The sequence below is a fragment of the Bacteroides sp. LFL-34 genome (assembly GCF_027257075.1).
GTDB lineage: Bacteria > Bacteroidota > Bacteroidia > Bacteroidales > Bacteroidaceae > Bacteroides > Bacteroides ovatus.
The window spans coordinates 444,218-457,625 of the sequence record NZ_JAPQKZ010000002.1 but is presented as its reverse complement, the minus strand read 5'-3'; the positions used below and the strand labels follow the sequence as shown (position 1 = coordinate 457,625).

General features: G+C 39.9%; 11 protein-coding genes and 1 tRNA gene. 7 read left to right on the top strand and 5 right to left on the bottom strand.

Annotated elements, in window-relative coordinates; all coding sequences use genetic code 11:
- Window positions 1-270: 270 nt before the first annotated feature.
- From N5O98_RS02100 to N5O98_RS02090, 3 genes are read left to right on the top strand one after another with little or no spacing between them, the layout of a single operon-like run.
- Window positions 271-1,422, top strand: coding sequence for a COG1470 family protein (locus tag N5O98_RS02100; RefSeq protein ID WP_009041127.1), 1,152 nt, complete (start codon window positions 271-273; stop codon window positions 1,420-1,422).
- 3 nt (window positions 1,423-1,425) lie between these two features.
- On the top strand, window positions 1,426-2,169 hold the full coding sequence (locus tag N5O98_RS02095) for an ABC transporter ATP-binding protein (protein ID WP_004295990.1): 744 nt from the start codon (window positions 1,426-1,428) through the stop codon (window positions 2,167-2,169).
- A complete protein-coding gene (locus N5O98_RS02090) occupies window positions 2,162-3,118 on the top strand; it encodes an ABC transporter permease (protein WP_004295992.1) in 957 nt (318 codons plus the stop codon). Before N5O98_RS02095 ends, N5O98_RS02090 begins: the two co-directional genes overlap by 8 nt.
- A gap of 129 nt (window positions 3,119-3,247) precedes the next feature.
- Here N5O98_RS02090 and porY read toward each other — a convergent pair whose 3' ends face one another.
- From porY to N5O98_RS02065, 5 genes are all read right to left on the bottom strand, one after another.
- Window positions 3,248-4,522, bottom strand: coding sequence for a sensor histidine kinase (porY, locus tag N5O98_RS02085; RefSeq protein WP_004312440.1), 1,275 nt, complete (start codon window positions 4,520-4,522; stop codon window positions 3,248-3,250).
- Window positions 4,523-4,543: 21 nt separating this feature from the next.
- The gene (locus N5O98_RS02080; RefSeq protein ID WP_004295994.1) at window positions 4,544-5,221 is read right to left on the bottom strand and encodes a response regulator transcription factor; all 678 of its coding nucleotides are present in this window, start codon (window positions 5,219-5,221) and stop codon (window positions 4,544-4,546) included.
- A 214-nt stretch (window positions 5,222-5,435) separates the two neighbouring features.
- A complete protein-coding gene (gene proS, locus N5O98_RS02075) occupies window positions 5,436-6,929 on the bottom strand; it encodes a proline--tRNA ligase (RefSeq protein ID WP_004312439.1) in 1,494 nt (497 codons plus the stop codon).
- 170 nt (window positions 6,930-7,099) lie between these two features.
- A complete protein-coding gene (locus tag N5O98_RS02070) occupies window positions 7,100-7,528 on the bottom strand; it encodes a DUF2867 domain-containing protein (RefSeq protein ID WP_118160936.1) in 429 nt (142 codons plus the stop codon).
- A 139-nt stretch (window positions 7,529-7,667) separates the two neighbouring features.
- Window positions 7,668-7,740 (bottom strand) — tRNA-Gly (locus N5O98_RS02065).
- Window positions 7,741-8,517: 777 nt separating this feature from the next.
- On the opposite strand from N5O98_RS02065, the gene N5O98_RS02060 reads away from it, so the two are divergent.
- The 4 genes from N5O98_RS02060 to N5O98_RS02045 are packed head-to-tail and all read left to right on the top strand — an operon-like array spanning window position 8,518 to window position 13,298.
- On the top strand, window positions 8,518-9,930 hold the full coding sequence (locus tag N5O98_RS02060; RefSeq protein ID WP_008022329.1) for a TolC family protein: 1,413 nt from the start codon (window positions 8,518-8,520) through the stop codon (window positions 9,928-9,930).
- 6 nt (window positions 9,931-9,936) lie between these two features.
- Window positions 9,937-10,923, top strand: coding sequence for an HlyD family secretion protein (locus N5O98_RS02055; protein ID WP_004312436.1), 987 nt, complete (start codon window positions 9,937-9,939; stop codon window positions 10,921-10,923).
- A 22-nt stretch (window positions 10,924-10,945) separates the two neighbouring features.
- The gene (locus N5O98_RS02050) at window positions 10,946-12,130 is read left to right on the top strand and encodes an ABC transporter permease (protein ID WP_004312435.1); all 1,185 of its coding nucleotides are present in this window, start codon (window positions 10,946-10,948) and stop codon (window positions 12,128-12,130) included.
- Window positions 12,114-13,298 carry an ABC transporter permease gene (locus tag N5O98_RS02045; RefSeq protein ID WP_118160937.1) on the top strand — a complete coding sequence of 395 codons (1,185 nt, stop codon included), beginning with the start codon at window positions 12,114-12,116 and terminating at the stop codon, window positions 13,296-13,298. The genes N5O98_RS02050 and N5O98_RS02045 overlap by 17 nt, the downstream gene beginning before the upstream one ends.
- The last annotated feature ends 110 nt before the right edge of the window (window positions 13,299-13,408 follow it).

Sequence of the window (13,408 nt, the reverse complement as noted above, 5' to 3'; positions counted from 1 at the left end):
ATGCAAAGATGAGAGGAGAATCTGAAAAGATTTGGGAATTTTGAGAATTTCCGAAAAAAAAATCGAAAAAATATAGTGACGTTATCCGGTTAACATAGCGTCACTATACATAAAGGATACCGTCACCATCCTATAGAGATAGTGTCACTATAATTTCTTCTTGAAATTAGATTCTTTAGGATTCTTTTAAAACTACTAATAGATACATCGTTTATTTTTGCACACACAAATTTGACAATATTCATATTAAACAACCATAAGAACTTTTGTATGACTATGAGAACAAATTATTTTTTATTATTAGCTATTCTATTGGGGATGATCCCTATGAGTTACACGCACGCCAATGATTCAATACCTAAGAGCGTGATTCTGTACACACCTTACACAAAAATCTCCGTATCTCCCGGAGCGTCAATTGACTACAGTATTGATCTTATCAACAACACAGACCAGTTGACGAATGCGAATCTTTCTGTCAGCGGATTGTCCTCCAGTTGGAAACACGAGATGAAATCCGGTGGCTGGAGCCTTAGCCAACTATCGGTACTTCCCAAAGAGAAAAAGACTTTCAATTTAAAAGTCGAAGTCCCATTAAAAGTGAATAAAGGTAATTATCACTTTGTGGTATATGCCGGAAACGCCAAACTTCCATTGGATGTAGTGGTTGCTCAAAAAGGAACATACCAGACTGAATTTACTACCGACCAACCCAACATGCAGGGAAATTCCAAATCAACCTTCACTTTCAGTGCCACTTTAAAGAATCAGACTGCCGACCAGCAGCTATATGCTTTGATGGCTAATGCACCCAGAGGTTGGAATGTAGTTTTTAAACCTAACTATAAGCAAGCCACTTCTGCACAAGTGGAAGCCAACAGCACTCAAAATGTAAGTATAGATATTACTCCTCCTGCCAATGTAGAAGCCGGCAGTTACAAAATTCCGGTACGCGCCGCTACAGGTACCACTTCTGCCGAATTGGAACTGGAAGTGGTTGTTACCGGCTCTTATCAAATGGAACTGACTACTCCCCGTGGGTTATTGAGTACAGATGTCACAGCAGGTGATATAAAGAAAATAGAACTGGAAGTCAGAAATACAGGTTCTTCATTACTGAAAGATATTCAGCTGTCTGCTAATAAACCTGCTGACTGGGAAGTAACTTTCGAACCTTCAAAAATCGATGCACTAAAAGCCGGAGAGACATCAACGGTTATGGCTACTTTGAAAGCTTCTAAAAAAGCATTGCCAGGCGACTATGTGACTACCATCATGGCAAAAACTCCTGAAGTAAATGCAGATGCGCAGTTCAGAGTTGCAGTAAAAACTCCGATGATATGGGGATGGGTAGGCGTTCTTATCATTATTGCCACCATCGGCGTGGTTTACTATCTGTTCCGTAAATATGGAAGGAGGTAAATTATGGGCGAACAAGTGATCGTACTTACCGATTTGACCAAACAATACGGTAATTTCACTGCTGTAGATCATATTCGCCTGAATATCCGGAAAGGAGAAATCTTCGGATTACTGGGACCGAATGGTGCTGGAAAATCAACTACTATCTTAATGATGTTGGGATTGACAGAGCCTACTTCGGGAACAGTTGAAATTTGTGGAATCAATTCTACTACACACCCCATTGAAGTAAAAAGGAAAATTGGGTATTTGCCAGAAGATGTAGGATTCTATGATGATATGACAGGACCGGAGAATTTGATCTATACAGCGCGATTAAATGGTATTTCTGATAAAGAGGCAAAAACCAAGGCTATGGAACTGATGAAGCGGGTAGGCCTTGAAGATCAGTTAGCCAAAAAGACAGGGAAATACTCTCGTGGTATGAGACAGCGGTTGGGATTGGCTGATGTACTTATTAAAAATCCGGAGATTATTATTCTCGATGAGCCGACTTCAGGGATTGACCCTGCAGGTGTTCAGGAATTTATCGAACTGATTCGCTGGTTGAGTAAAGAAGAAGGACTGACAGTGCTTTTCTCTTCCCATCATCTGGATCAGGTACAGAAAGTGTGCGACCGGGTAGGTTTGTTCAGTAATGGCCAATTACTTGCTTTGATTGATATGGCAGAATTGAAAGATAAGAAGCAGGAATTGTCTGATATTTATAACCATTATTTTGAGGAAGGAGGAGAAAGACATGAATAAAGTCAATCATCCTTTTTGGGTTATCGTCAACAAGGAAATTTCCGATCATGTCAAAAGTTGGCGTTTTATTATACTAATAGGTATTATAGCACTTACCTGTATGGGGTCGCTATATACAGCACTCACCAATATTAGTGAAGCCATCAAACCTAATGATCCGGACGGTTCGTTTCTTTTCTTGAAGTTGTTTACGGTTTCAGATGGGACTCTCCCCTCTTTTGTGCTGTTTATTAACTTCTTAGGTCCCCTATTGGGAATCGCTTTGGGATTTGATGCAGTCAATTCCGAACAAAATAAAGGAACATTGAGCCGTATGCTGTCCCAGCCTATTCATCGCGATTGCATTATCAATGCGAAGTTTGTGGCTGCTTTGATTGTGATAGGTATCATGTTGTTTGTATTGGGCTTTCTGGTGATGGGATGTGGGCTGATTGCTATTGGTATTCCTCCTACGGCAGAAGAGTTTTGGAGAATTGTTTTCTTCATCATTACCAGTATCTTTTATGTAGCATTCTGGTTGAATCTGGCTATTCTGTTCTCACTCCGTTTCCGTCAGGCAGCGACTTCTGCCTTAGCATCTGTGGCTGTTTGGCTGTTTTTTAGTGTATTCTATACCATGATTGTTAATTTGGTGGCAAAAGGGTTGAGTCCGTCACAGATGGCATCACCTTATCAGATTATCAGTTATCAGAAGTTTATTCTAGGGTTGATGCGTTTGGCACCGAGTGAACTGTTTAATGAAGCTACCACCACACTATTGATGCCTTCTGTCAGAAGTTTGGGGCCATTGACTATGGAACAGGTACAGGGAGCTATCCCTAGTCCGCTCCCATTGGGACAAAGTCTTTTAGTTGTATGGCCACAGTTGACCGGATTGATTGCGGCAACGGTTATTTGCTTCGCTATTTCTTATATCATGTTTATGAGGAGAGAAATACGATCCCGATAACCTGCTCACTATAAAAGACGCAGAGGACACGGAGAAACAGGTGAATGGATATACCTGACAAATTGGTTTTATGATAACCGACAGGTCGTTCACTTAAAATCCGTGTCCTCTGTGTTTTTCAGATGAATCTTATGATTGGGAAATCTCGAAGCAATGTTCATTCTGCTCGAAGTAATATTTTATATTCAGATGTTGCAAACGACAGATGGAATCGGCTATAGCTAATCCCAGCCCTGTAGATCCTTCTTTTTTGCTACCCTGATAGAAACGTTCGAAGATATGTTCCTTGTTCAGCGGATGTTCCACTCCCGAATTTCGGAAAGTAATACCGTTCTTAGTAACGGTGATTCGGATATGTCCTCCATCAATATTATGTACAAATGCATTTTTCAGGAGGTTAGTGAGCAAAGCAACAGCCAGGGATTCGTTCATTGTCACCTTGAAAACGCCTTGTTCATCTATCGTGACTTCTATGTTGCGATAATCATAAACTTCTTCGTAATCTTGCAGATATTGTTTGAGAAGTACATTGAGTTCCAATTCTTTGGTATCCGTAAACTGACCATTATCAATCTTGGAAAGCAATAATAGGGATTTGTTTAATTTAGTAATGTATTCTAAAGTCTGATGCGTTTTCATCAGTTCTTCCAGTTGTTTTTCTGATAGCGAATCATCTTCCATCAACATTTCCAATCGATTACGGCAGATAGCAAGTGGAGTTTGTATCTCGTGTGAAGCATTTCCGATAAACTGTTTTTGTTGTTCGAACATCTGCTCCGTACGTTCCACATAACGAATGGCAGCCTCATTTAATTTCCGGAATTCCGTGATTTGAGTATCGTTACTCAAAGGTTTATTTCTTTTTCCTGTTTGATAACCGTCCAGCCAGTGTAGAAGTACATAGAGCGGTCGCATATTCCGGTAAAATACCCATACGGAAATGATAATAATGCAGAATAATAAAGCTACATATAGAAATATAATCCACATTTGGATGGCATCTCTCAAATCATCTTTTTCAATGCTGGGGGTCGATACTGTCAGTTCGTGGTATCGTCCTTCATCATCTTTAAAGATAGTAGTAAGAATACGTGCCGGCTCGGTCTCTCCTTTTTCTTCAATGTATACCATAGAGTCTTTATACTGAATATCCTCCCGGCTTTCCGCATACTCTTTGCTTACTTCCATCATATAATATTGATTGTTGGAGCCATTGGTTTTAGAAGGTAGCTCCTCTCCTGCCAATGCCCGGATAATGATGGTTTCCGAATAATCTTCCAAAGCATCATCCACTTCATCGTTGACTTCATCGATCATCGTAACATAAAAGAAGATAGCCCAGACCGTCAGTATGAGAGTCAGAGCAAGGGTAATACGAAGAATGATGTAATATATTAATTTCATGGACAATAATCTCTTTCCTTTTTATTCTACTATCATTTTATACCCAAATCCATAGACTGCTTTAATTTCAATAGTTGCACCCGAATCCTTGAGCTTTTTGCGAAGATTCTTGATTTGTGCATATATGAAGTCAAAATTATCGACCTGATCGATATGGTCTCCCCACACTGATTCGGCCAAAGTGTTTTTATTGATTAATCTCCCAGGGCGATTGATAAAATATAACAGGATATCATATTCTTTTCTATTTAGTTCCACTTCCTGCTCGTTGACAAATACACGATATTTATCCGGTTCTATCCGTACGTTGCCTTGGCGGATATCAATCTCTCCATCATGCTGATGGCGACGAATCACGCTTTTAATTCGTGCATTTAGTTCAACCAAATGAAATGGCTTTGGCAAATAATCGTCCGCTCCCAGTTCTAATCCCAAAACTTTGTCTTCCAGAGAGTCTTTCGCGGAAATAATAATCACGTTCTCCCGCTTATGGAGAGCTTTCAGTCGTTCAAGAAGATCAAGTCCGCTTCCGTCCGGTAGCATGATGTCCAATAAGATACAATCATAGTCGTAATCTTCAATTTTGCGTAGAGCAGAATTGAAGTCACTGGCTGTTTCTACAACGTAACGTTCTTTTTCAAGTGAACATTGAATCAGTTCTCTCAAAGAGGGTTCGTCTTCTACAATCAATATCTTCATAATTTTGTCTCCTTTCTTTTTTACATACTACAAAGAAAAGGGATATTTCTGAAATAAAACTGAAATGGATTGAAAAAAGAGCTTGAAATAACTATTGAATGTCTAATGAACTGTTAGGACAGGCCATAAATAATATAATATGGAAGGAAAAAAAGAAAAGGATGAAAGCGATTGAGCCGTTTCCATCCTTTTTATAATTATGTGCGAATTTTGTTTAATAAGAACGTGCAAATATCACGCGGCAAGCAGATGGTTTACCTGTTACCATACATTTACCAGGTTCTTTGTCTCCCGGAACAAATGACTCGAACGGAATACAACGAATGGTTGCTTTAGTTTCTTCCTTAATTTTTTCTTCGGTTTCAGTAGTTCCATCCCAATGAGCCAGAATAAATCCGCCTTCTTCGATTTTTTCTTTAAATTCGTCATAGGTGTCTACTGTTGTAATCTTGGAGTTACGGTAGTCCAATGCTTTCTTGTAGATATTAGCTTGCATTTCTTCAAGCAAATTCTGAACGTATGTTTCAATGCCTTCACAAGTAACCGTTTCTTTTTCCAGTGTATCACGGCGCATCACTTCCATAGTGTTGTTTTCAAGATCGCGACCACCCATAACCAAACGAACAGGTACACCCTTCAATTCATAATCAGCGAATTTGAAGCCCGGGCGTTTGTTATCTGCATTATCATATTTCACAGAGATACCCAATGCTTTCAACTTAGCTACAATGCCTTCTACTTTAGCGTCAATTTGTTTCAGTTGTTCGTCATTCTTATAGATAGGAACGATTACTACCTGAATCGGAGCCAAATGTGGAGGTAATACCAATCCGTTGTCATCCGAGTGAGTCATAATCAATGCACCCATCAAACGAGTAGAAACACCCCATGAAGTAGCCCAAACATACTCCAACTTGTTTTCCTTGTTAACGAACTGAACATCGAATGCCTTTGCAAAGTTTTGTCCCAGGAAGTGGGAAGTACCACTTTGCAATGCTTTTCCGTCCTGCATCATGGCTTCTATTGTGTAAGTGTCAAGTGCACCTGCAAAACGTTCATTGGCTGATTTCACTCCCTTTACAACGGGAACAGCCATATATTTTTCTGCAAATTCACCATATACATTCAACATTCTGATTGCTTCTTCCTCTGCTTCTTCACGGGTAGCATGAGCGGTATGTCCCTCTTGCCACAGGAATTCGGCAGTACGCAGGAAAAGACGGGTACGCATTTCCCAACGGAAAACATTCGCCCATTGGTTGCAGAGAATAGGCAGGTCACGGTATGACTGAATCCAGTTCTTATAAGTATTCCAGATGATTGTTTCTGATGTCGGACGGATAATCAATTCCTCTTCCAATTTAGCTGCAGGATCTACTACAACTCCTGAACCGTCTTCCGCATTCTTCAAACGATAATGTGTTACTACGGCACACTCTTTCGCAAACCCTTCTACGTGTTCTGCTTCGCGGCTTAAGAATGATTTCGGGATTAATAGCGGGAAGTATGCATTTACGTGTCCTGTTTCCTTGAACATGTCGTCCAATTGACGTTGCATTTTCTCCCAGATAGCGTATCCGTAAGGCTTAATCACCATACATCCGCGCACAGCAGACTGTTCTGCCAAATCAGCTTTTACCACCAAATCGTTATACCACTGTGAGTAGTTTTCACTACGTTTGGTAAGGTCTTTCAGTTCTTTTGCCATTATATTTTTCTATTTAAAGTTTTCTTGAGTGTTAAAACAGGGTGCAAAAATACGAAAAATGCATGAACTGCCCTATTCTTCATGCATTAATTTTCTAAAGTCATGTACTTCTATATTACATATCTCATTTTTCATATTCGTTATATAGTTGCATCCGCGACTGTGCTTGTTCAGCATAGCGCTTTTTTGAGAACTAAAGGCACTATGATCCGATGAAAAAGTTTTACGCAAAAGAAATAAGCCTTTCCTACCCAATTATGGTATTTTACTAATGTGGTAACCTCAATCATTTGTTTTCCTGTTTCCAATGGCGTAATGAAAATATCGACATAAAACAATAAATGTTTATCGTCTTTTCTCATAATTGCTTCTTGCTTGTCTTCCTCTATAATAAGTTCTTCACTTTCAATAGCTTTAGTTTCTATACCGAAAGGTTTGACTAAACAGACCCTTATTGCATACAACATTCGGAGCCAAGCGGGGTTATGAGCAAAGACTTTTAAAATAATATCTTTAGGAGACAAACGATTTTCTGTAACTTCTATGGAAAAACTGTCACTGTAATCTACGGGGAGATATTTCTCTATTTTCTTAGCCATATTGGTTATTCAATTAGGGTTATTCTACAATATGTTCAGTTTAGGTTTCGTCCGATAATAGATAAAACCATAGAAAAGGGGGCTTGAAAAATAAAAAATCAGGCAGTTTTTTTTAAGATAACCACCTGATTTTCAAAAGAGCGGTAAACGAGGCTCGAACTCGCGACCCCCAGCTTGGGAAGCTAGTGCTCTACCAACTGAGCTATTACCGCATATTTACTGCATTTCTCGACTCAAAAGCCTTATGAAATGGTGATGCAAAGGTAAACATAATTTTTATATCTCAAATAAAATCGCAGAAATTTTAATGCAAGAAAAAAGAGAAATTAAAGCCTCTTCAATTCTTTTGTTTTGATGAAAAACAACCGGATATGAAAAAACGCATATTAGTAGCCCGTATAATTAAAAAATATACAGATTGGCGATAGTCGCTATAGAAAAAATTCCAGGATTTCCGGTTAATAAGATTCAGATATAAACTATTTTAGTGAATAATCTATCACTAGGTTCTAAATAGAGAATGAATATTGAATATGTGAGAACAAAGTTGCTTATATTATTTCAAATTAACAGATTTAGTTTCTAGCAAAATAAATAAGATTTAGAGACAAACTGGTACTTTATGGGCTGTTTGGTAGCTTTCTTTTAAAGGGAGAACACGCTTCTCACCGACCAACGGTTGGTTCCATTTAAAGGAACAGAGCTTTTCCTTTAAAGAAACAACTCCAATATGCATTTATATTTTGTATAATCAAGTAGTTTATATCCATTAATAACACGCTTATTGCATATACTTGCATTATTTTATGCATCATTTTTTCTATCTGATAGAAATGATACAAACGTGATTCAAAGAGAAGATGAAAAATAGAACATCTTATAAAAAAGCGTTGAAACCTTCTTTTGTTGTATTGCTATATTCTTTCTGATGAACAAACCTCTCTTTTCATCTGTTAGAATATCTCAAATTCAGATATAACCTAACCAGTATGAAAAAAAATAAGCGACTTTGTATACTATTGACTTTGTATTTTTCCATCGGTCAGATAGATGCACAGATACCATTAAGTTTCGAAGAATCACTGCATCTGTTGAATCAAGGAAATCAGAGTCTGAAAATAGCGGATAAGAGTATTGAGATTGCGAAGGCTGAACGTGATAAGTTGAATGCTTTTTGGTATCCCAGTCTTCAGTCTACAGGTGCGTTTGTACACATGTCGGAGAAGATCGAAGTTAAACAGCCTTTATCGCAGTTTACCGATCCGGCTAAAGACTTTGTACATTCCATTATTCCGGATGACCAAATCATTTCGTCTATACTGGATCAAATTGGGGCAAATACCCTTATATTTCCTTTGACTCCAAGAAATTTGACAACTGTTGATTTATCAGCCGAGTGGGTACTCTTTTCCGGTGGTAAGCGTTTTCATGCCACCAACATCGGAAGAACGATGGTTGATCTGGCACGGGAAAGTCGGGCACAGGCATCGGCCAATCAGCAAAGTTTATTGGTTGAAAGCTATTACGGGCTTCGACTGGCACAACAAATTGTGACGGTTCGTGAAGAAACCTACAACGGATTGAAGAAACATTATGAAAATGCCTTGAAGTTAGAGGCAGCAGGAATGATTGACAAAGCAGGAAGGCTTTTTGCCCAGGTAAATATGGATGAAGCCAAACGTGCATTGGAAGCTGCGCGAAAAGAAGAAACAGTAGTGCAAAGTGCCTTAAAGGTTTTGCTGAATAAAAAGGATGCAGATGCCAATATCATTCCTACCTCTCCCCTTTTTATGAATGATTCATTGCCACCTAAAATGCTATTTGATCTTTCGGTAAACAGTGGGAACTATACACTCAACCAATTACAGCTGCAGCAGCATATTGCCAAACAAGAAGTGCGGATTGCTCAAAGCGGCTATTTGCCGAATATAGCCCTTTTTGGAAAACAGACCTTATATTCGCATGGTATTCAGAGTAATTTATTACCGCGTACCATGGTAGGCATTGGTTTTACATGGAACCTCTTTGACGGACTGGATCGTGAAAAAAGAGTGCGGCAATCGAAATTAACGGAACAAACTCTGGCTTTAGGGCAGATGAAAGCCCGTGATGATCTGGCTGTTGGGGTAGATAAGCTTTATACGCAGCTGGAAAAGGCACAGGATAATGTAAAAGCTTTAAATGCAACGATTGCCTTAAGTGAAGAATTGGTACGCATCCGAAAGAAATCATTTACAGAAGGGATGGCAACTTCTACCGAAGTTATTGATGCTGAAACCATGCTTGCCAGTGTAAAAGTGGCTCGCCTGGCAGCATATTATGAATATGATGTGGCACTAATGAATCTACTCTCGCTTTGTGGCACACCGGAACAATTTGCAAACTATCAACCTAAACCGTAACAAACAATGAAACCAACTAGTAAAACCCTATCATGGGCTTTTGTCATCATTCTTCTGGCTGTCGGTATTTTCACCGGCTTGGGAGTTATATTAATGCATAAACAGCCGCTGGTCTTGCAAGGACAAGCTGAAGCAACAGAAATCCGTATCAGTGGGAAACTTCCCGGCCGTATCGACACTTTCTTCGTTCAGGAGGGAGACTGGGTACACCGGGGAGATACTCTTGTCGTCATTAATAGCCCTGAAGTACATGCCAAGTATCAACAAGTGAATGCCTTGGAACAGGTGGCAGTACAACAGAACAAGAAAATAGATGCCGGAACCCGTCGTCAGATCGTGGCTACTGCACTGCAATTATGGAATAAAACGAAGAGCGATCTTACTCTCGCCCAGACAACTTACAACCGTATTCTTACTTTATATAAGGACAGTGTCATTACTTCTCAAAGAAAGGATGAAGTAGAAGCTATGTATAAAGCGGCTGTAGCAGCCGAACGTGCTGCCTATGAACAGTATCAGATGGCTGTAGATGGTGCACAAAAAGAAGATAAAGCGTCTGCTGCCAGCATGGTGGATGCTGCTCGAAGCACAGTGGATGAAGTCTCGGCTTTGCTGGTCGATGCTCGGTTGACCGCTCCGGAAAACGGTCAGATAGCAACAATCTTCCCTAAACGTGGAGAGTTGGTTGCACCGGGAACTCCCATTATGAATTTGGTGGTGGTGGATGATATACATGTTGTTCTTAACGTGCGGGAAGATCTGATGCCGCAATTTAAAATGGACGAAACATTTGTTGCGGATGTGCCCGCTATCGGTAAAAAAAATATTGAATTCAAAATCTATTATATTAGTCCGCTAGGCAGTTTTGCTACCTGGAAATCAACCAAGCAAACCGGAAGTTATGACTTACGTACCTTTGAGATTCATGCCCGTCCAACCCAAAAGGTGGATGACTTGCGTCCCGGCATGTCCGTGTTATTGACTTTAGATTAATCGACATCAAATAAACCAGAGAATGGATGAATCACAAACATATTCCCCTTTTCGTTCCGTACTGCTCAGAGAGTGGTGGCGAATGACTTCACGGCGCCTTTATTTTGGTGTCTGCATTGTCTTGCCATTGTTCACCCTTTTCTTTATGGCTACGATCTTTGGTAACGGACAGATGGAAAACATTCCTATTGGTATTGTCGATCAGGATAATACTGCTACTTCCCGGACGATAGTCAGGAATATTTCTGCCGTACCAACTTTTAAAGTGACAAAGCATTTTGTAAATGAAGCAGCTGCCCGTGAATCTGTGCAAAAGAAAGAGATTTATGGATATCTTTCCATACCTCCCCAATTTGAACAGAATGCGATTACCGGAAAGAATGCAACACTCTCCTACTATTATCATTATGCATTAATGTCGGTAGGTGGTGAGTTGATGGCGGCATTCGAAACTTCCTTAGCTCCGGTGGCTCTTTCTCCTGTGGTGATGCAAGCGATGGCACTCGGAGTAGAACAGGATCAGATTACCACCTTTTTATTACCCGTACAAGCTAATAACCATCCGATATATAACCCTAGTCTGGATTATTCGGTATATTTAAGTCAGCCCTTTTTCTTTGTGCTGTTTCAGGTTTTGATTCTGTTGATTACCGTGTATGCGGTTGGCATTGAAATCAAGTTCCGCACAGCAGATGATTGGCTGGCGACTGCAAAAGGCAATATAGTGACAGCTGTTTTAGGTAAATTATTACCTTATACCATTATATATATACTGATAGGATGGTTGGCTAATTACGTCATGTTTGGTATTTTGCATATTCCTTTTCAGGGGAGTTGGTGGTTAATGAATATCATGACTGTGCTTTTCATCATTGCAACACAGGCTTTAGGGCTGTTTTTATTCTCGCTGTTTCCGGCAATATCGTTGGTTATAAGTGTAGTTTCTATGGTAGGTTCTCTGGGGGCTACTTTGTCCGGAGTAACCTTTCCGGTTCCCAATATGTATCCGTTGGTGAGGGATGCTTCCAATTTGTTCCCTGTCCGTCATTTTACGGAAATGATGCAAACCATGCTCTATGGAGGCGGTGGGTTTATCCATCTTTGGCCGTCGGCTGTGATACTCTGTATCTTCCCGTTGCTGGCCCTGTCGCTGCTTCCTCATTTAAAACGAGCTATAGAAAGTCATAAGTATGAAAACATTAAGTAAGTTACAACAGTTGTCATTCATCATTCGTCGTGAATTTCTAGCTATCAGTACCAGTTATGCGGTTTTACTGGTGTTGATGGGAGGAATCTTCGTTTACGGGTTGCTCTACAATTATATGTATGCACCGAATATTGTAACCGATGTACCTGTTGCCGTAGTCGACAATTCGCACAGTGAATTGAGCCGTGATTTTATCCGTTGGCTGGATGCTACTCCCCAAGCAGAGATTTTTAGTCAGGCTATGGACTATCACGAAGCAAAAGAATGGATGAAAGAAGGCAAAGTACAGGGAATACTCTACCTGCCTCATGATTTTGAGGAACGGGTGTTCCGGGGAGATGAAGCCGTATTTTCCCTTTATGCAACTACTGATGCCTTCTTGTATTTCGAAGCTTTGCAAGGTGCTTCTTCACGTGTCATGCTGGCTATTAATGATAAATACCGGCCAGATGAAGCAGTGTTTCTTCCACCACAAGGATTGCTCGCCGTAGCTATGGCGAAACCGATCAATGTGGAAGGCACTGCACTCTACAATTATACCGAAGGATATGGTTCCTATCTTATTCCGGCAGTCATGATGATTATAATTTTCCAGACCTTGCTGATGGTTATTGGTATGGTGACCGGAGAAGAATACAGTAGTAAAGGAATCCGTGCATATACTCCTTTGGGGTATGGCTGGGGAGTTGCTATTCGTATAGTGGCAGGAAAAACGTCCGTATACTGTACTCTTTATGCCATCTTTGCCTTTTTTCTATTAGGCTTGCTCCCTCACTTTTTCAGCATCCCCAATATTGGAAACGGATTGTACATCGTACTATTATTGATTCCATATTTGATGGTAACTTCTTTCTTGGGATTGGCTGCATCCAGGTATTTTACGGATTCTGAAGCTCCCCTACTCATGATCGCCTTCTTCTCCGTAGGATTAATCTTTCTTTCCGGCGTTTCCTATCCAATGGAACTAATGCCCTGGTATTGGAAAGTAGTCCATTACATTTTCCCAGCTGCACCAGGCACACTCGCTTTTGTGAAACTGAATTCTATGGGAGCCAGTATGGCTGATATCAGACCGGAATATATAACTCTCTGGATACAGGCACTTATTTATTTTACAATAAGTATATGGGTCTATAAGAAGAAACTGGAATCAAATCTGATTAGTTAAATTAACAAAAACAAAACATGCGCTAATTATAACATATAGCAAAAGAACACTTTCAGATAAATCAACTTCGCAAAGTAAATAATCAACTTTGGAAATAAAAATGTTTCTAA